Here is a 17,594-nt window from a genome sequence, read left to right as displayed (position 1 = left end):
GTGGGGTCGTGAGTGATAAAGAGGGTTCTAACCCTCTTTATCACTCACGACCACCCAGTGCGCTCCGGCACCCCCTGCCTCATCTTTCCCGCACCGAACACGTCGCGAGCGCCACGTTCGAGACGATGAGCGTCCCAAGCGTGGCGCTCGGGACACCTTCACCGGCCCCACAGCGGGAAGCCACGACCGCCCGCACGCCCTATCGCGCACGAAACCGGTCACTTTCGCCCGCACCGGGTGACCTTCCGAAGGCGAAGTCCTGTCACCGTGGAGCGCACCGAAACCGTCTCCGGAGGATGCCGCATGGTGCGACCATCGCTCGACGAACTCCCCGCGTACCGGTTCCGCCGCCCACGATGGGTCCACCGTCGCCGGAAAACGGGGCGGCGAAAGCGATCCGGCCGATCGCTCCGCGGCATGGCGAGTAGCGGCATGGCGAGTAGCGGCATGGCGAGCGGCCCCACCACCAGCGCGCCACTGGTGTCGCCACCACTGTCGCCGCCACCCCAGGACCTACGAGCCACCGGCGCGCCGCTGCCCCGCGCGCTGGTGGTGCTGCTGGGGTCCGCGGCCACGGTCATCGTGCTGGCCGGGCTGTACGCGGTCGCCTGGCTCGTCGGGCCGGTGTTCCTCGCCCTGGTCATCGTGATCACCCTCGACCCGGTGCGCGCTTGGCTGCGCGGCAAGGGTTTGCCCCGTTGGCTCACGGTCGCCGTGCTGGTCGTCACCGTCTACGCCGCCTTGCTCCTGCTGTTCCTGGTGGTCGTGGTGTCCCTCGCGCAACTGTCGGCCCTGCTCCCCCGTTACGCCGGGCAGGCCGACGAACTGCTCCGGAACGGGATGGATTTCCTCGGCCGGTTCGGGGTCGGCCATCAGCAACTCCGCGAGATGCTGTCCTCTGTGGACACCGGGAAGCTGGTCGCTTTCGCCGGTTCCCTGCTCGCCGGGGTCGGCGGCCTGGTCACGAATCTGGCCTTCCTGCTCGCGCTGATGTTGTTCCTGAGCACCGAATCGGCGTGGGCGGGGCAGCGGCTCGGCCGGATCGCGCGCGACCGGCCGTGGATCAGCGCGTCGTTGCGGCGCTTCGCCTTCGGCACCCGGCGCTATCTGGTCGTGACGACGGTGTTCGGCGGGGTGGTGGCGGCACTCGACACCGTCGCGCTCGCCCTGCTCGGCATCCCGGCCGCCGTGCTGTGGGGCCTGCTGTCCTTCGTCACCAACTACGTGCCCAACGTGGGCTTCGTGATCGGGGTGATCCCGCCCGCGCTCATCGCGCTCCTCGACGGTGGCTGGCGGGTCATGCTCGTGACGATCGTCGTCTATGTCCTGCTGAACTTCGTGGTGCAGTCGCTGATCCAGCCGAAGTTCGTGGCGGAGTCGGTCGGACTGTCCACTTTGGCCACGGTACTGGCGCTCGTGTTCTGGACGTGGCTGCTCGGTCCCCTCGGCGCGGTCCTGGCCGTTCCGGCGACCCTGCTGGCGAAAGCGCTGCTCATCGACGTCGATCCCCGTGCCCGCTGGGCGGAGGCATTGCTGTGCACGCCGGACCGGAGGTCGGGGTGACCGCCACCTCAGGTCAGGCCCGCTCAGGTCAGGCCGTGGTGGCGTGCGACCACCACGGCCGACCGGCGGTTGTTCACCCCGAGTTTGCCGTAGATGGACCGGACGTGGGTCTTCACCGTGTTGACCGAGACCGTGAGGTCGGAGGCGATCTCGTCCAACGATCGCTGGGACGGCAGCCGTTGCAGCACGACCTGTTCCCGATCGGTCAGCTCGCTGGGCGGGGTGTTCGGGACGAGTCTGCCGCGGACGGACTGGGCGAAGCCGTCCAGCGAGCCGAAACCGCCCGAATGGTCGATCAAGAGATTCCTGACCCGCGGCTCGGCGAGCGCGAACGGGCGGACCAGGCGGTGCGGCCGGGCGAGGGTGAGCGCGCGGTCCAGCGCGTGCAGCGCCAGGGTCCGCCGGTGGGAACGCAACGCGAGCGCGGTCTCCGCCAGGCAGGTGTCCACCGGCGTGGCGGGCAGCAGCGCGGGAGCGGCGGCGGTGGCGCGCAGGACTTTCTCGGCCAGGTCGGTCTCGTCGACGGCGAGGTGCGCGCGGATCTGGAGCAGGGCGAGCTCGGCGGTGCCCGGGAGTCTTTCCTGCGCCCAGGCGAACACCTCGGCCGCGTGCAGTCCTTCGCCGCCCACGAGCGCGGCGTGGTGCTCCGCGACCGTGCACATCGCCGTGATCTCACGAGGCAGTTCGAGATCCGCGAGCCGATGCCGCGCGACCCGCATGGCCTGCGAGCCCGCCGCCCGGTCACCGGCGTCGAAGCGGACCATGCCCTCGAAGAAACCGTGGAGCGGCCCGAGCACCGGCGCGGATCCGGGCACCTCCGCTCGCGGGGCCTGTGCCAGCTCGCCCGCCGCCGCCACCGGTTCGAACCGCATCAGATCGTCGTAGGCCAGCATCAGATGGCATTCGGCTACGCCCGGCGACCGGCGCCAGCCGTGCCGTCGCGCGACGGCGAGCGCTCCGATGCACGCCCGCCGCATCGCCGTGTGGTCCCCGAGAAGCGCGGTCGCGACGGCGAGCGCGAGTCTGCTGTGCAGCACGAGATGTTCGAGACGTTCCCCGTGCGCCGCGCGCAGCGCCTCCTCGGCGCGGGTGACGGCGTGGCGGCGGGCACCCCGGTACAGGGATTGCCAGACCAGATCGAGCTTGTCCCACGCGACGGCCTCCGCGGACCGCACGACCGGCGACACCGCTCTCTCGGGCGGGCGGCTCCCCGTCACCAGCGCGAGATGGGGCGCGGCCAGCAGGCGCAGGCCGTCGTCCCCGAGATCGGTGGCGGCGGCGGTGAACTCCCCGCGCTGGACGTGGGCCAGCGCGGACGCCAGCCGGAGCCGCGGGCTCGCCGTCAGCGCCCCTTCCCCCAGATAGGCGAGCGCTCCCCGGACGAGTTCCCCGTCGCCCGCCAGCACCTGGCGCACCGCGTGGTCCCGCGCCAGGCGCAGGGCGCGTTGGCGGTCGCGGCCCGCGACGGCGTACGTCAGCGCTTCCCCGTATCTGCCCTCCTCGGCGTACCACCGGGCGGCGATCCCCTGCAGCCGCCGCACCCGCGCCGGCGACCGCCGCGCCAGCTCCGCCTGGAGGAAACCGCGCAACAGGGCGGGAAGGCGGTAGGTGTCGGCCGGGGTGCGCACGACCAGCCCGGTCTCCCGCTCCAGTTCGTCCAGCGTCACCCCGGCGTCCGGCGAACCCGACAGGCGGGCCGCGAGCGTCGCGCTCACCGTGTCGCAGACACTGACGCACAGCAAGAGATCCGACGTCGCCGACGGCAGCCGCGAGAGCACCTCGTCGGCGAAGAACCGGGCCACGGCGAGCTCGTCGCCCCCGACATCGGCGACGAGTTCGTCCGCGTCCCCCGCGTCGCGCACCGAGACCGCGGCCCAGCCGAGCGCGGCGGCCCAGCCCGACGTGCGCTCGGTGAGTTCGCGGACGCGGTCTTCGCTCACCGTGGCCCCGGCGGCGCGGAACAGGCGCGCCGTTTCCTCGGCGCTGAACCGGAGTTCGGCGGCACCGAGCCGCGAAAGCGTGCCTTCCACCTCGAGGCGGGCCAGCCGGAGCTTCGGCTCGACCCGGGTGGCCAGCACCAGCCGCAGCATCGGCGGCTGGTGCCGGGCCAGCGCGGCGAGCGCTTCCACCGCTTCCGGGCGGGTGATCTCCTGGACGTCGTCCAGGACGAGCCACACCGGTTCGCGCGGTCCGGCGAACGCGTCACCGAGATCGGCGAGGAACTCGGTGCGCCGCCCCGGTTCCGGCGGTTCGAGCCGGCACACCGGACTGTCCTCCGGCGGGCGTGGACTCCGGCGCAACGCGAAGAGGATCGCCGCCCACAGACGGCGTTCGTCGTTGTCGTCGTCGTCGAGCGAGACCCAGGCGACGTCCCTCCGGTCGCGGGCCCAGCAGGCCAGTGCCGTGGTCTTCCCGGAGCCGGCCGGTGCCCGGAGCACGGTCACCGGCCGGGTGGTGGCATGGTCGAACAGGGCCGTGAGCCGGGAACGCGGGACGAAGATGCCCGGCACCCGCGGCACCGTCACCTTGGCTCCGGGAATCCGCCAGGACCGCGATGTCGTTCGAGCGGGCAAGTCAACCTCTCGATCGTCCGAAGGATCGCGACCCCGGTTCCGTCAAGGCCACGACTGTACTGATCAGCGGTATGGCCTACGGGTCACCAGATCTCGTATTCGGCCTCGTTCCCGTGCACGAGCACCGCCCAGATCACCAGGACGTCGAGCGCGATGACCACCACGCCCCAGATCGGGTACGCGGACAGGAACACCAGCTGGGACAGCGCGTTGAACCCGGCGAGCGCGACGGTGACGATGCGGGCCCACGGCGCGCCGGTGAACAGCGCGCTCCCCGCGAGCACGGCCAGTGCCCCGACGATCAGGTGGATCCACCCCCAGGCGCCGAGGTCGAACACGAGCAACCCCGATGGGCCGAGCAGGTAGTAGTTCCGGTCGAACAGCGCGACCAGCCCCTCCACCGCGGTGAACAGGCCCGCCATGATGGTGATCGACCCGGCGAACCAGATCCAGCCCGACCGGTGGGACCGGGAGACGGCCGGATCCGGCGACGGCGGCGGGCCGGTCCCGGCCGGGGTGGTCCAGTGACGCGTTCTTTCGCTCATGGTCCCTCTTTTCCGAAGGGGAGGCTGCGGACTCGGGCGATCATGGTGCGTTCACCGGGAGGTGGGCCTCGCCCGCGTCAGGTGAGATCAGGCCTGGCCGGAGCGGTTTCCGGCTCACACGGCGCGGGCGATGCGGGGCGGCGGCGGTCCGAGCACAGTTCCGCTCGGAAACCCGCTTCGCCGACCGAGGAGGACCACATCATGAGTTCGCTGACCGTATGGGCCTTTCCCACCGCCGACGGCGCCGAAAACGCGCTCGGGCTGCTGGAACGACTGCAAAAACAACAGCTCATCTCGATCGCCGACGCGGCGTATGTCACCTGGCCCGAAGACCGGAAGAAGCCGAAGACCAAGGACCTCGGCTCCATGACCGGCGCGGGCGCGCTGGGTGGTGGCTTCTGGGGACTGCTGTTCGGCCTGATCTTCCTGGTGCCGTTGCTGGGAATGGCGGTCGGCGCGGCGATCGGGGCGCTGACCGGCTCGCTCTCCCACGTCGGGATCGACGACGACTTCGTCGCCACCGTGCGGGCGCGCGTCACGCCGGGTACGTCCGCGCTGTTCGTGATGGCGGACGGCGCCGTACTGGACAGGGTCGCCGAGCCGTTCAAGGAGACCGGTGCCACGCTGCTGACCACGAACCTCTCCGACGAGGAGGAGGCGCGGCTGCGGGCCGCGTTCGGCGAGTTCCCGCTCCCCGAACGGCTCTGATCCCCCGGTCCGTAAGTCCGTGAAGGCCTCCTTGAGGGACCCTGGGTCCCTCAAGGAGGCCTTCACGGACTCGCGAGGCCATTATCAAATGGTCGCGTATTCGGGTAGTTCCCGGACCCGGTGTACCGAGTCCACCCGCATCCCGAGCGCCTCCAGCGTCCGCAGAATACGGGAAATGCTTCCTTGATCGGTGACAGTACCGAAGACGATCACCTCGTCGCCCACCGGGATGACGAGCATTCCCCGGAAATCGTCTACCGTCCCGTTCGCCTGTTCGGGGATTCGGCCACTGCCCCGGAAGACGTAATTCACTCCGGCCAACGGTCCACGCTGGACCGGAATCGACAGCGTCATCGGTTCCCCTTTCCCCGGCCCGCCAGGAACCACGCCGCGGCGAGTACCGCCAGATCGACCGCCGACATGACCGAGGACCAGGTATTCGACGGCAGGAAAACCAGCCTCGCGAACAGGTCGAGACCGGCCCGCACGGCGAGGCGGATCGAGGTCACCGAGGTCAGCGTGGCCAGGAGGACGGCTACCGAGAACATCACCGCCTCGGGTCCGACGCGGCCGGTCCGCAGGACGTCGAGTACCACGAACTCGACGGGACCGATCCAGAAGAACTGCGTCGCAATGAATACCGACGTCGGCCGTTTCCGGCCATTCTCTTTTTTCCAGTAATCTCCACGAGCCTTCACGGGCCACACGATTCTGGGTACTCCGGGCCTTTTCCTCGCCCAGCGCGGGTGAGACGCGCGAATTGCGTGGCAGGATCCGCCGGGACGATGTGAAACTGGCCGCAAAGGAGGCTGGCGCATGCTGAAGAACCATGACATTTCGCCGCGAAGACGAGTCCCGAGGACAAAGGTGACCATCCCCGATCCACCCTTGGATCTCATTTCGCGACCGCGTTTGCTCGCCGCGCTCGACGGGGCCGAGCAGTCCATGGTCTTCGTCGGGGCGCCCGCCGGCTACGGCAAGACGGTCCTGCTGGCCGACTGGGCGAGCCGCCACCGCGGCACCGTCGCCTGGGTGTCCGCCGACGCGGAGGACAACGACGACCGTCTCTTCTGGTCAGCGGTCCTCGAAGCGTTCGCCGGCTGCGCCGGGATCCCGGCGGGGAACCCGGTGCGGTCGCTCGCGGTCCCCGCGTCCCCGAGCGCGGATCTCGCCTTCCTGGCCACGATCGCCGACGCGCTGGACGCGGTGGACGAACCCGTTCTGCTCGTTGTGGACGGCGCTCAGGAGATCACCGAGCCGGGCACCTGGCGCGGACTTCAGGCGCTCCTGCGGCATCAGCCGCCGGGACTGCGCCTGGTGATCTCGAGCCGCCAGGAGCCGCAGCTGCCGCTGGTGCGCGCCCGCGTCGCGGGGCGGCTCCTGGAAATCGGCGCGAACCGCCTGCGCTTCTCGCCGGAGGAGGCCGGAACGCTCGTCGGGACGACCGGCCCGGGTATCCCGCCGCATCAGGTCGGTCTGCTCGTGGCCAGGACGGGCGGCTGGCCCGCCGGGCTGCGGCTCGCCGCGGCTTCCGCCGCGCGGCAAGGAAATCTCGCCGACTTCTTCGCGGGCCGGGACAGGGCGGTGCTCGACTACCTGACCGACGAGGTGCTCGCGCCGCTGACCGTGCCCCACCAGGACCTGTTGCGCGCGATCAGCATCTGCGACGAAGTACCGGCAGGACTGGCGGTGGCCTTGTCCGACCGGCCGGACGCCGAGGCGATGCTGCGCGAACTCGGCGAGCCGTCCGGGCAGGTCGTCCACTCCGTCGGGATCCCGGCGCGCCACCGGCTGCCGCCCCTGCTGCGGACCTATCTGCGGGCGGAGTTGCTGCGCCGGGCGCCGGAGCGGACGAGGAGCCTGCACGCGGCGGCCGCGCGCTGGTTCGCCGAACACGACCTGCCGTCTTCCGCGTTGCTGCACAGCGTCCGGTCGGGGAACACCACCCGCGTCGGCGAACTCTTGCGCCGTCACGCGGTGGATCTGTTCCTCACCGGCGAACACAACGTGCTGAGGCTCGCGCTCGCGGTGCTGGGCGAGAAGCGGGCAGTGTCCTCTCCGCTGCTCGCGCTGGTCTCGGCCGCCCTGCACCTGGAAAGAGGCGAGCCGTCGTCGGCGGAGACACAGCTGAGTTGCGCGGAAGTGGCCTGGCCCGCCGAACCGACGGCGGAGCTGACCGTGCTGCGACAGCTGGTGCGGTCGCGGCTCGCCCAGGTCGATCGCGGCCCGGCGCAGTCCGTCCGCGCGGCCGAGCAGATCGACGAGCGACTGGCCGCGGGCACCGGGCTCGGCGGGCTGGCGACGCTGCACCGGATCGGCACCCTGACAGCCCGCCGCGACCGTGCTTCGGCACGCGAGGCGCTGTCCCGCGTCGCCGACGCGGCCGAGAACGCGGACCATCATTTCCTGGTGACCCAATGCCTCGTCGCCTTGAGCGGACTGGCCGGGTCCGACGGCGACTACCTGGAGATGGACGTGCTGGCCCATCGGGTCCAGGTCCGCCACGCGGCGCACGATCCGCATCGCTCGCTCGAAGGCGCCCAAATGTCCGCCCAGCTCGCGTACGGTTCCCTGCTGCGCGGCGAAGCCGCCGAGTGCGTCGAACACGCCAAGCAGATCGGGCGGATGCTGGGCGACGCCCCTGCCAGGGCTGCCCGGAACCTGGGCCTGATCTCCGAGACCCTGCGCGGCGCGGCCGAATTCGAGCTCGGTGGCTGGCATTCGGGGCTGCGAAGGATGCGCCGGGCACGCACGCGTCTCGGCACCGGGCGGAGTTTCTCCGCCGAGCACGCGGCCTGGTGCGCGATGCTGGAACATCGTGCGGCACTGCGGCTCGGCGCGGCGGATCAGGCGAGGGAGACCTTCCGCTGGGCCCAGCCGATCATCGCCGGTTCGGGCGAACTGCTGCTGATGCGGGCCAGGACCCAGCTGCGGCTCGGCAGGCAGGGCGCGGCGAGTGCCGTGCTGCGCTCGCTGTCGGAAGAAGACGCGCCGATGCTGTTGCCGTGGGCGGGGATCGAAGCGTCGCTGATCGGCGTGCGGGCCGCGCTGGCGGCCGAGGCGCGGGAACGGGCGGTGCGGTCCTTGGACGACGCCTTGCGCGCCGCCGAACCCGGTGACGTCCGGTTCCCGTTCGTGTTCGCGCCTTCCGACGTCATCACGTTCCTGACCGCGCGGCTCGGCAAACTCGGCTCCGGCGAGCGGTTCGCCGGCCAGGTGCTCGCCCAGCGCCGCGAACTGCGCACCCCGCCGATGCCCGCACCGCTGACCGAACGGGAACGCAACGTGCTCCGCCTGCTGCCCACCCAGCGGTCGATCGACGAGATCGCCGAGGACCTGACGGTTTCGCCGAACACCGTCAAGACACACGTCCGCGGCATCTACGCGAAGCTCGACGTCCGCAGCAGGCGCGACGCCGTGGCGACCGCGCTCCGGCGCGGCCTGCTGGACACCGAGGTCGGCGATTTCACGGGATGACACCCGCTCGCCTCACCCGGCTCGGGTGAGGCGAGCGGGGCCCGGATCCGGTCGAGTGAAACGGAAAAGTCCGATCCGGGGTGAGGAGATATCATGGCCGTGGCGAACTCGGAGTACCCGTTTTCCGAGCTGATGTGGACGATGCTGGTGTTCTTCTGCTGGATCGCCTGGTTCTGGTTGCTGTTCCTCGTCCTGACCGACCTCTACCGCAGGCCCACCGTGTCCGGCTGGGCCAAGGCGGGCTGGACGGTGCTGGTGTTCCTGCTGCCGTTCGTCGGCGTCCTGCTCTATCTCGGCACCCAGGGCAGACATTCCCGATATTCGTCCACAGTGGACAAAGACCCGGCCGAGCAGATCGCCGCGGCCAAACGACTGCTGGACCAGGGTGTCATCGACGAGGAGGAATTCCAGGCGCTCAAGCGGAAGGCGCTCTCGCCTTGACCGCGGCGCCCGGATGGCGGTTCTTCCCTTTGGCGGTACTGCGGCCTCTGCTCACGGTGACCGTGCTGCTGTGCCTGTACTACCTGCTCCCGGTCGATCAGGGGCTGCACGCCTGGACGGTGACAGCTTTCGCGTGCGGCCTCGCCGTCGTGGTCCTGCTCGTCGTCGGCGAGGTACGGATGATCCTCCGCTCGCCGTTCCCCGCCCTGCAAGGCATCCAGGCGCTGGCCTTGATCGTGCCGTTGTTCCTGCTGCTGTTCGCCGACGTCTACTACGTCCTCGGCCAGGACCGGCCCGGTTCGTTCGACACCGGCCTGTCCAGGACGGACGCCCTGTACTTCACGGTCACGATGTTCACCACGGTCGGTTTCGGCGACATAGTGCCGGTCTCGGCGAGCGCGCGGATCCTGGTGACGATCCAGATGGTGGCGAACCTGATGGTGCTGAGCGTCGCCCTGCGGCTGATCGTGACCGCCGTGCGGCACCGGCGTTCGTCCGCATCGGACGGTTCACCGCGGCCGGGGAAGCAGCAGCGCGGCGATCAGCCCCACGACCGCGACCAGCGTCAACGTGGCGAGTGCCAGTGCGAAGCCGTGCCCCGCCGCCCCGGCCAGCACGGAACCGGCCAGCGCCGTCCCCACCGAAGACCCCAGGTTGGACACACTGCGCGAGACCCCCGAGATGTCGCCCTGGGCCGCGTCCGGGCTGCGCGACTGGACCAGGTTCACCGACGCGGTCAGCATGATCCCGACGCCGGCGCCGAGCAGGAACAGCCCCGGCACGGCGCTCGCCACTCCCGAATCCGCCCGCACCAGCAGGAGCACGAGCACCAGTCCGGCGATGGCGAGCACGAAGCCGCCGCGGATCAGGCGACGCTGTGAGTGCCGCCGGGCCATCCGGCCCGCGGCACCCGAAGCGGCGAGGATGCCGACCGTCGCGGGCGTCAGCATCAGCCCGGTCTCGATGGCGTCGTAGCCGCGGGCCTGTTGCAGGAAAACGGCGATCACGAAGAACGCGCCCTGGAGCACCAGCCACTGCACGTGCTGGGTGACCAGGCCGAGGCGGGTGGTGCGGTCGCGGAAGAGGCCGGGCGACACCAGTGGTTCGCGGCCCGCCCGCTCCCGCGCGCGGATGTACGCGGCGAAGGCGAACAGGATCGCGACGCCGACAGCGGCGAACACCCAGAACAGCGCGGTGCCCATCTGGAGCACCCCGACCACGACGAAGAACAGGCCCGCTGCCGAGAGCCCCGCGCCGAAGACGTCGAACCGGGTCCTGGCCGGCACTTCCGGCGGCTCCACGAGCCGCAGCGCCAGCACGACGACCAGGCCGACGATGAGCACCTGCAAGAGAAACGAGGCCCGCCATCCCAGCCAGGTCGTGACCAGCCCGCCGATGAGCGGCCCGGCGGCCGCCCCGAGCGCGCCCGCGCCGCTGACCACGCCGAACCGGCGGGCCCTGGTCGCGACGTCGGAACCGGTGACGGTGACCAGGATGTAGATCGGCGGGATCATCAACGCCGATCCGATGCCCTGCAACAGGGAATACCCCAGGATCAGCGTCCCCGTCCCCTGCGCGGCCGACGCCAGCAGCGCGCCTCCGCCGTAGACGACGAGGCCGAGAAGGAAACATCTTTTGCGGCCGAGGAAGTCGGTCAGCTTGCTGCCGGGCACCATCAGCGACGCCATGGTGAGGGTGAACAACGTGATCGCCGTCTGGACGCCGAGCACCGTCGTGCCGAGGTCCGCCGCGATCACGCTGACGGCCACGGTCATCGTCGTCGCGGCGTAACTGGCGACGAACTGGGCGAGAGCCAAGGGCGGAACGATCATCGGCGTGGCCTTCCTTCTCAGGTCCCGACACGGTGTCGTGCGGGGCACCCCGGCCACCTCACCCCGGGCGGATGAGGCAGTGATCGCCCGGCACGACGACGGTGATCCACGACCGCACCCCGACGCCCGAGGAGGCGCCATGCCCGAAACCGCGATCGCCGATCACGGCATGATCGGCGACCTGCAAACCGCCGCGTTGGTCACCACCGGCGGATCGATCGACTGGTTTTGCAGCCCACGCTTCGATTCACCGTCGATCTTCGGCGCGCTGCTCGACGACGAGCGCGGCGGCCGGTTCAGCGTCCACCCCGCCGGGCCGTACACCAGCAGGCAGATGTACTACCCGGACACCGCCGTCCTGATCACCCGGTTCTCCAGCGCGGACGGGATCGGCGAAGTGGTCGACTTCATGCCGCCGGCCGACGGCGCCGCGACCGCCAAGCACCGGATCGCCCGTCTGGTGCGCTGTGTCCGCGGGAAGATCACCTTCGACATGACGGTCGCGCCCCGCTTCGACTACGGCCGCCGTCCGCACGAGGCGATCCTCTTCGGACACGGCGCCGTCTTCGTGTCGAGCGAGATGTCGCTGACGTTGCACCCGGTCCGCGAACCCGAGGACGAACACCTCGCCGAGCCGCGGATCGAAGGGAACGACGTGCACCTGCGGGTCGGCCTGACCGCGGGACAGGTGCGGGGTGTCGTGCTGGAGACGGACACCGCGGAACCGCCGCGCGAGATCCGGCTCGCCGAGTTCACCGAGCTGTTCGACGACACGGTGGGCTGGTGGCGTTCGTGGCTGGCCCGCTCCACTTACCGCGGTCGCTGGCGGGAGGTCGTGACCCGCTCGGCGATCACCCTGAAGCTGCTCACCTACCGGCCGACCGGCGGGCTGGTCGCCGCGCCCACCCTCGGCCTGCCGGAGGAACTCGGCGGGGAACGGAACTGGGACTACCGCTACACCTGGGTGCGGGACGCGTCGTTCTCGGTCTCCGCGCTGCTGGCCATCGGCTTCACCGAAGAGGCGGCCCGGTTCGGCGGCTGGCTGGGCGACCGGATCCGCGAAGGCGGCCGCGAGCGGGCCGAGGGCGGGCCACTGGCCGTGCTCTACCGCGTGGACGGCACGACGGATCTGCGCGAGGAGGACCTCTCGCACTGGTCCGGGTATCGCGGGTCGACGCCGGTCCGGATCGGGAACGACGCGGCGGGACAACTGCAGCTGGACATCTACGGCGAGGCGCTGGACAGCGTCTTCGCCGCCGACCGGGCGGGTTTCGAGCTGCCGCACCGCGGCTGGACCGCCGTCCGCGCGGCGCTCGACTGGCTCGGCGAGCACTGGGACCAGCCCGAAGAGGGCATCTGGGAGACCAGGGGCGGGCGCCGGTCGTTCACCTACGGCCGCCTGATGAGCTGGGTCGCCTTCGACCGCGGCCTGCGGATGGCGAGCACGCACGGCCGTCCCGCCCCGGTCGAGGACTGGACGTGGCAGCGGGACAGCATCTACGACCAGATCCTGAACCAGGGCTGGCACCGGACGCGGCAGGCGTTCGTCCAGCACTACACTGGCGACGAACTGGACGCGTCGCTGCTGCGGATGCCCCGCACCGGTTTCCTCCCGTCGCGGGACCCGTTGTGGCTGTCCACCCTCGACGCGATCGGGAACGATCTCGTCACCGACAGCCTGGTCCACCGGTACGACCCGGCGGCGTCCCCGGACGGGCTTGCCGGTTCGGAAGGCACCTTTTCCTTGTGCAGTTTCGCTTACGTCGACGCGCTGACCCGGGCGGGCAGGCTGGACGAGGCGCGGTCGGCGTTCGAGAAGATGCTGACCTACGCCAACCACGCCGGTCTCTACGCCGAGGAGATCGCGCCGAGCGGCGAGCAGCTCGGCAACTTCCCGCAGGCCTTCTCCCACCTCGCGCTCATCGACGCCGCGGTCACCCTCGACGCCGCCCTGGGGTGATTGCGCGAAGATGCGGGGATGGCCTACCGGACCTGGATGCGGTACTTCACACCGTCCGCCGTGCATCGACGGCTGGGTCTGGTGTGCCTCGGGGTCGGGCTCCAGCACGGCGCCCTGCCCGTCGTCGGGCCCCGCGTGCTCGACCACTACGTGGCCGTCGTGGTGTCCAAGGGGCGCGGGTGGTTCGCCGTGGCGGGCGGGGAACGACGAGAGGTCGTCGCGCCCGCCCTGCTGTGGCTCGTCCCCGGGGTCGGGCACCACTACGCGCCCGACCCCGGGCAGGGCTGGGAGGAGTGCTTCGTCGACTTCGACGGCGGCGCCGTGGAGGCCTACGTCGAGCTCGGCTACGTCACGCCGGGGACGCCGGTGGTGCCGCTGGGCGACGTCGAGGCCGTCCGCGACATCGTGGGCCGGATCGTGCGCTGCGCGCGAGGTGGCAGCCCGCTGGCCCAGGTCGACGCGTCGGCGGCCGTGCATCACCTGCTGGTGGCCCTGCGCCGGGCCGCCGACAGCACCCCCGGCGACGGCTCCCTGCTGGAGGCGCTGGCACGGGACGCGCTGCTGCCGATCAGCGTCGCCGAGATCGCCGCCCGTCGCGGCATGACGCTGTCCGAACTGCGCGCCGCCGTGCGCCGGAGCACCGAATCGGGGCTGAAGGACCACCTGCTGACGCTCCGCCTCAACCGCGCGAAGGAGCTCCTGGCCACCACCCGGATGCCGGTGCAGGAGGTGGCCCAGGCGATCGGCTACGAGGACGCCGCCTACTTCAGCCGGCTCTTCACCCGCCGGGTCCGCGTCTCCCCCGGGCGCTTCCGCGAGTCGCGCGTCCAGGCCGTCCCCGGCGGCTGGAGCTCGCGGGTCCCGCCTCCCGACGACCCGCCGCTGGTCCCCGACTGACCCCTTGGACTTCCGTGCGGCCTCACTTGGACTTTCCGCGCACAAAGTGCACGTTTGACGCTTGAAGTTGAGTGAACAAGTTGACTTACGCGCAACAACGTTCATAACATCGGCGACCGCCCCGCCAACTGTGGTGCGGGTCACCGCCTAGAACGCATTTCGTCCTCTGAATGCGGTAGTTCGACGTACGAACTACCGCATTCAGAGGACGAAATGCCCTTGGGAGAGAGTCATGCGGACCCTGCCTCTTCTCGGCGCCGCGGCGTTGGCCGTGGCGGCGACCACGGTGGTACCGGTGTCGTCCGACGCCGCATCGCCGGACGCGACGTACACCATCACCGTCGACGCGAAGAAGTCGTTCAGCCCGACCACCGACACCCCGGCGAGTAGCTATGTCGACAAGGACGGCACGTTCTACTTCCAGCAGGCGGCCGCGCTCTACGGCGCCGACCAGCCGCGCGAGTGGGACTTCTACAGCGGACGCGATTTCGACAGCTTCACCAAGAACCCGATCAGCAAGGCGGTGAACCCGGCCAACTCCGCCGACCGCAACGACGACACGACCTGGCGCTGCAACAACAGCCCCACCGGCAAGGAATCCACGAATCCGCCCGCCGGTTCCGGCTACTCGCAGCGGAACTTCTGCGACCTCGTCGGTACCTGGGTCGATCCGGACACCGGCGACTGGTACGGCCTGATCCACAACGAGTTCACGCCCGAGCCGTTCGGCGCGTACTCGTTCTCGCACTACGACGCCATCGACATGGCGGTGTCGAAGGACCAGGGCAAGACCTGGACCATCAAGGACCACGCGATCACTTCGCCCTACAGCACCAAACGCGGGGACACGACGGCGTTCCCGCATCAGACGTTCGACTACGGCGACGGCGACCCGCGCCTGTTCGTCGACACCGCCTCCGGGTACTTCTACGTCTACTACGGCTCGCGCATCGTGCCGAAGGCCGGCGCCGGCGGCCCGATGACCGGGCTCGCGCACGTCGCCCGTTCGCCGATCTCGGCCAAGATGGCGACCGGCTCGTGGCAGAAGTGGTTCGACGGCGGCTGGACCCAGCCCGGCGTCGGCGGCCGCGAGAGCAACATGGTCCCGGTGTCCGCCGCGGGCGACACGGGCTACACACCCGTCGCGGACGACTACGACCCGGCCAACACCGGCAACGTCAGCCAGCAGATCGCCGCGGGACAACTGCCGCGCAAATCCGATCTGTTCATCATGAACATCGCCTATAACGCGCACCTCGGGCTCTACATCGGCGCACCGGAGGCCGTGGACAGTGTCGTCCCTCAGCGTTACTACGTGACCGACGACCTGACGACGCAGAAGTGGCGGCTGATCGGCGACACCGGGAGCTACACCAACCAGTCCTGGTACCGCTGGTTCGTCGACGCCGCGAACAAGACGAACTCGACCATCATCGGCAAGCAGTTCCGGTCGTACTGCGCGGTGGCGTGTTCCGGCGGCGCGGGCGGCGAATACACCACGCAGACCATCACGTCGTCCACCCCCGCTCCGCCCCCTGTGGACACTTCGCGCAAGTACCGCATCGGTCTCGGTGACGGCCGGGTTCTCGCGCAGGGCACCGGGACCGCGACGACGTCCGTCGCGAGCACGACCGGCTCCGACCGTGAGGCGTGGCAGTTCTCCTCCGACGGCGACGGTTCGTATCGCGTCACCAACGCCGCGACGGGCCAGTTCCTCGGTGTCGACGCCGTCCAGGCGGGCCGGGCTTGGGGCGCGAAGCCCACTGTCACCTCGTCCTCGACGGTCGGGCAGCAGTGGTTCGTCATCCGGTCCACTGTGGACCCCGCGACTTTCCGGCTGGTGAACCGCTACAGCGGGCTCGTGCTCGGCCTGTCCGGCAAGTCGTCGCGTCTCGCGGAGACGACGCCGACGCGCTCCTGGACCGATACCACCGGGAACACCGTCGGCGGCGGGCGGACCGCGGCCGAGCAGACGCTGAAGTTCACCGACGCCGGGGCGGGCACTCTCGACGGCGTCCGCACTCTGACCGCGTCCGGCAAGAACCTCGACGACCCGGATTCGTCGACGTCGACCGGCACACCGTTGGTCACCTGGGCACCGAACCAGGGCGCGAACCAGAAGTGGCTGTTCACCAAGCAGTCCGACGGTTCCTACACCCTGACCAACACGCATTCGAAGCTGTGCGCCGACGTCGAAGGCGGAGCGACCGGAGCGGGCGCGCGCGTCATCCAGTGGACGTGCACCGGCGGACCGAACCAGCGCTGGACCGCGGCGAAACAGCCTGACGGGACCTACAAGGTGGCCAGCGTCCGTTCAGGGCTGCTCCTGACTACAGCGTCCACTTCGGACGGTGCGGCCGTCACGCAACGAGCCGACAGCGGCTCCGCGCTTCAGTTGTGGGCGATCAAGTAGCCCGCTTTCCCTTAGTGCGGCCCGTCGCTCGTTCGAGTGGCGGGCCGCCCGGTTGCTTATGTGTGGCCCATCACACTCTCAGTGCACTTTCATGATCCGCAACCGTCTCCCCTAGTGAGAGCACATTCGGTGAAAAGCTCACCGAAGCGTGGAGGGAGAGCACCATGAAGCACACCGGCATCATCCGCACCGCCACCATCACCGGCGTCGCCGCCGCGCTGAGCCTCGGGGCCATCGTCCCCGCGCTGGCCGCCCCGTCGGCCGACCCGGTCACCACCGTCGCGGACCTCGACGGAGACGGCGAACTCGAAACCGTCACCGCCCAGCTCACCGGCCCTGGCGACCAGGTCATCTCCGCGACCGTCAACGGGACGTTCACCTCGATCCACCTCGGCGCCGACAGCTCCGTCCCGCTCCAGGCCCCGCGCGTCACCGACCTGAACGGCGACGGCCGCGCCGAACTCATCGTCACCCAGTCGGTGGGGGCCAACACGACTTTCTTCACGGCCCTGCACTACGACGGCCGCAACCTCAGCCAGGTCGTCGACAACGACAGCAAGCCGCTGTCGGTCGCCGAGGGCGGTGGCGTCGCCGCTCACCTCGGCTACCAGTGCACCCCGCTGAACGGCGGCGGCCGCACCTTCGAAACCGTCGCCGCCGAAGCCGACGACGTCAGCGCGGACCCGCTCACCTACAGCGGTACGCGCACCGTCTACACCCTGCGGGACGGCGCGCTGACCACGCAGAAGACCATCTCGATCGACCACCGTCCGGTCACCGACCCGGTGCTCGGCACCGATGCCGCCAGCTGCGACCAGGCCGGCAGCTGACCGCGCACGGCTAGGTGACCTGGCCGACCTGACCGACCTGACCGACCTCCGGCCGTAAGTCCGTGAAGGCCTCCTTTCCTACCTTGAGGGTAGGGAAGGAGGCCTTCACGGACGGCGGAAGCCACCCTCGGTCACAGCAACACCAGCAGTCACAGCGACGGCGCGTGAAGGCCCCCTTCCCTCTGCTGAGCCGAGGGAAAGGGGCCTTCACGCGATGGTCACAGCGCCCCGCCGGGAACAAGCGTTGCGAAAGCCACTTTCGCAACGTTGAAGGTTGCGAAAGCCACTTTCGCAACCTGCTTCCCGCTCAGAACGCGCCATTTCAACCGACGACCGGTCCGTGAAGGCCTCCTTG

The 17,594-nt window shown here is 70.1% G+C and carries 13 protein-coding genes and 1 pseudogene; 9 read left to right on the top strand and 5 right to left on the bottom strand.

The features are described from left to right. Positions 1–432 precede the first annotated feature (432 nt). Positions 433–1,563 (top strand): AI-2E family transporter, encoded by a 1,131-nt coding sequence (locus CFP71_RS35875; RefSeq protein ID WP_425266644.1) that lies wholly within the window; start codon positions 433–435, stop codon positions 1,561–1,563. 23 nt (positions 1,564–1,586) lie between these two features. Here the strand turns inward: CFP71_RS35875 and CFP71_RS35870 are convergent, their stop codons facing one another. Further along, positions 1,587–4,088 carry a winged helix-turn-helix domain-containing protein gene (locus tag CFP71_RS35870; RefSeq protein WP_093938389.1) on the bottom strand — a complete coding sequence of 834 codons (2,502 nt, stop codon included), beginning with the start codon at positions 4,086–4,088 and terminating at the stop codon, positions 1,587–1,589. 131 nt (positions 4,089–4,219) lie between these two features. Continuing rightward, complete coding sequence (locus CFP71_RS35865) at positions 4,220–4,681, bottom strand: DUF7144 family membrane protein (protein ID WP_093938388.1); 462 nt, start codon at positions 4,679–4,681, stop codon at positions 4,220–4,222. A 201-nt stretch (positions 4,682–4,882) separates the two neighbouring features. Between CFP71_RS35865 and CFP71_RS35860 the strand changes: the two genes are divergently transcribed. Beyond that, positions 4,883–5,389, top strand: coding sequence for a DUF1269 domain-containing protein (locus tag CFP71_RS35860; protein ID WP_093938387.1), 507 nt, complete (start codon positions 4,883–4,885; stop codon positions 5,387–5,389). A gap of 84 nt (positions 5,390–5,473) precedes the next feature. On the opposite strand, the gene CFP71_RS35855 is transcribed toward CFP71_RS35860, so the two are convergent. Continuing rightward, positions 5,474–5,743: a hypothetical protein gene (locus CFP71_RS35855; protein WP_093938386.1), complete on the bottom strand. Its 270-nt coding sequence runs from the start codon at positions 5,741–5,743 to the stop codon at positions 5,474–5,476. Next, positions 5,740–5,985, bottom strand: a complete 246-nt coding sequence (locus tag CFP71_RS35850) for a hypothetical protein (RefSeq protein WP_167406389.1) — start codon at positions 5,983–5,985, stop codon at positions 5,740–5,742. The genes CFP71_RS35855 and CFP71_RS35850 overlap by 4 nt, the downstream gene beginning before the upstream one ends. A 220-nt stretch (positions 5,986–6,205) precedes the next feature. Here CFP71_RS35850 and CFP71_RS35845 point away from each other — a divergent pair, with 220 nt between their 5' ends. The 3 genes and pseudogenes from CFP71_RS35845 to CFP71_RS45190 form a co-directional block, all read left to right on the top strand. Next, positions 6,206–8,866 (top strand): LuxR C-terminal-related transcriptional regulator, encoded by a 2,661-nt coding sequence (locus tag CFP71_RS35845; RefSeq protein ID WP_093938384.1) that lies wholly within the window; start codon positions 6,206–6,208, stop codon positions 8,864–8,866. Between the two features lie 93 nt (positions 8,867–8,959). Continuing rightward, on the top strand, positions 8,960–9,307 hold the full coding sequence (locus tag CFP71_RS35840) for an SHOCT domain-containing protein (protein ID WP_093938383.1): 348 nt from the start codon (positions 8,960–8,962) through the stop codon (positions 9,305–9,307). Between the two features lie 179 nt (positions 9,308–9,486). After that, positions 9,487–9,726: pseudogene (locus CFP71_RS45190) on the top strand (potassium channel family protein); the annotation flags it as partial. Between the two features lie 90 nt (positions 9,727–9,816). Here the strand turns inward: CFP71_RS45190 and CFP71_RS35830 are convergent. Next, the gene (locus tag CFP71_RS35830) at positions 9,817–11,139 is read right to left on the bottom strand and encodes an MFS transporter (RefSeq protein ID WP_093938382.1); all 1,323 of its coding nucleotides are present in this window, start codon (positions 11,137–11,139) and stop codon (positions 9,817–9,819) included. Between the two features lie 139 nt (positions 11,140–11,278). Between CFP71_RS35830 and CFP71_RS35825 the strand changes: the two genes are divergently transcribed. The 4 genes from CFP71_RS35825 (at position 11,279) to CFP71_RS35810 (ending at position 17,239) form a co-directional block, all read left to right on the top strand. Further along, complete coding sequence (locus CFP71_RS35825; RefSeq protein WP_093938381.1) at positions 11,279–13,099, top strand: glycoside hydrolase family 15 protein; 1,821 nt, start codon at positions 11,279–11,281, stop codon at positions 13,097–13,099. A gap of 18 nt (positions 13,100–13,117) precedes the next feature. After that, the gene (locus CFP71_RS35820) at positions 13,118–13,996 is read left to right on the top strand and encodes a helix-turn-helix domain-containing protein (protein WP_093938380.1); all 879 of its coding nucleotides are present in this window, start codon (positions 13,118–13,120) and stop codon (positions 13,994–13,996) included. Positions 13,997–14,228: 232 nt separating this feature from the next. After that, on the top strand, positions 14,229–16,409 hold the full coding sequence (locus CFP71_RS35815) for an RICIN domain-containing protein (RefSeq protein WP_093938379.1): 2,181 nt from the start codon (positions 14,229–14,231) through the stop codon (positions 16,407–16,409). Between the two features lie 164 nt (positions 16,410–16,573). Beyond that, the gene (locus CFP71_RS35810; RefSeq protein ID WP_093938378.1) at positions 16,574–17,239 is read left to right on the top strand and encodes an FG-GAP-like repeat-containing protein; all 666 of its coding nucleotides are present in this window, start codon (positions 16,574–16,576) and stop codon (positions 17,237–17,239) included. Positions 17,240–17,594: the final 355 nt, after the last annotated feature.

The sequence above is a fragment of the Amycolatopsis thailandensis genome, from assembly GCF_002234405.1.
Classification (GTDB): domain Bacteria; phylum Actinomycetota; class Actinomycetes; order Mycobacteriales; family Pseudonocardiaceae; genus Amycolatopsis; species Amycolatopsis thailandensis.
This window is presented reverse-complemented; position numbering and strand designations above follow the sequence as displayed.

Bases quoted from the DNA above. Each gene is read 5' to 3' on its own strand.
- CFP71_RS35875 (WP_425266644.1), top strand. From the start codon at position 433: ATGGCGAGTAGCGGCATGGCGAGCGGCCCCACCACCAGCGCGCCACTG.
- CFP71_RS35865 (WP_093938388.1), bottom strand. From the start codon at position 4,681: ATGAGCGAAAGAACGCGTCACTGGACCACCCCGGCCGGGACCGGCCCG.
- CFP71_RS35860 (WP_093938387.1), top strand. From the start codon at position 4,883: ATGAGTTCGCTGACCGTATGGGCCTTTCCCACCGCCGACGGCGCCGAA.
- CFP71_RS35855 (WP_093938386.1), bottom strand. From the start codon at position 5,743: ATGACGCTGTCGATTCCGGTCCAGCGTGGACCGTTGGCCGGAGTGAAT.
- CFP71_RS35845 (WP_093938384.1), top strand. From the start codon at position 6,206: ATGCTGAAGAACCATGACATTTCGCCGCGAAGACGAGTCCCGAGGACA.
- CFP71_RS35840 (WP_093938383.1), top strand. From the start codon at position 8,960: ATGGCCGTGGCGAACTCGGAGTACCCGTTTTCCGAGCTGATGTGGACG.
- CFP71_RS35830 (WP_093938382.1), bottom strand. From the start codon at position 11,139: ATGATCGTTCCGCCCTTGGCTCTCGCCCAGTTCGTCGCCAGTTACGCC.
- CFP71_RS35825 (WP_093938381.1), top strand. From the start codon at position 11,279: ATGCCCGAAACCGCGATCGCCGATCACGGCATGATCGGCGACCTGCAA.
- CFP71_RS35820 (WP_093938380.1), top strand. From the start codon at position 13,118: ATGGCCTACCGGACCTGGATGCGGTACTTCACACCGTCCGCCGTGCAT.
- CFP71_RS35815 (WP_093938379.1), top strand. From the start codon at position 14,229: ATGCGGACCCTGCCTCTTCTCGGCGCCGCGGCGTTGGCCGTGGCGGCG.
- CFP71_RS35810 (WP_093938378.1), top strand. From the start codon at position 16,574: ATGAAGCACACCGGCATCATCCGCACCGCCACCATCACCGGCGTCGCC.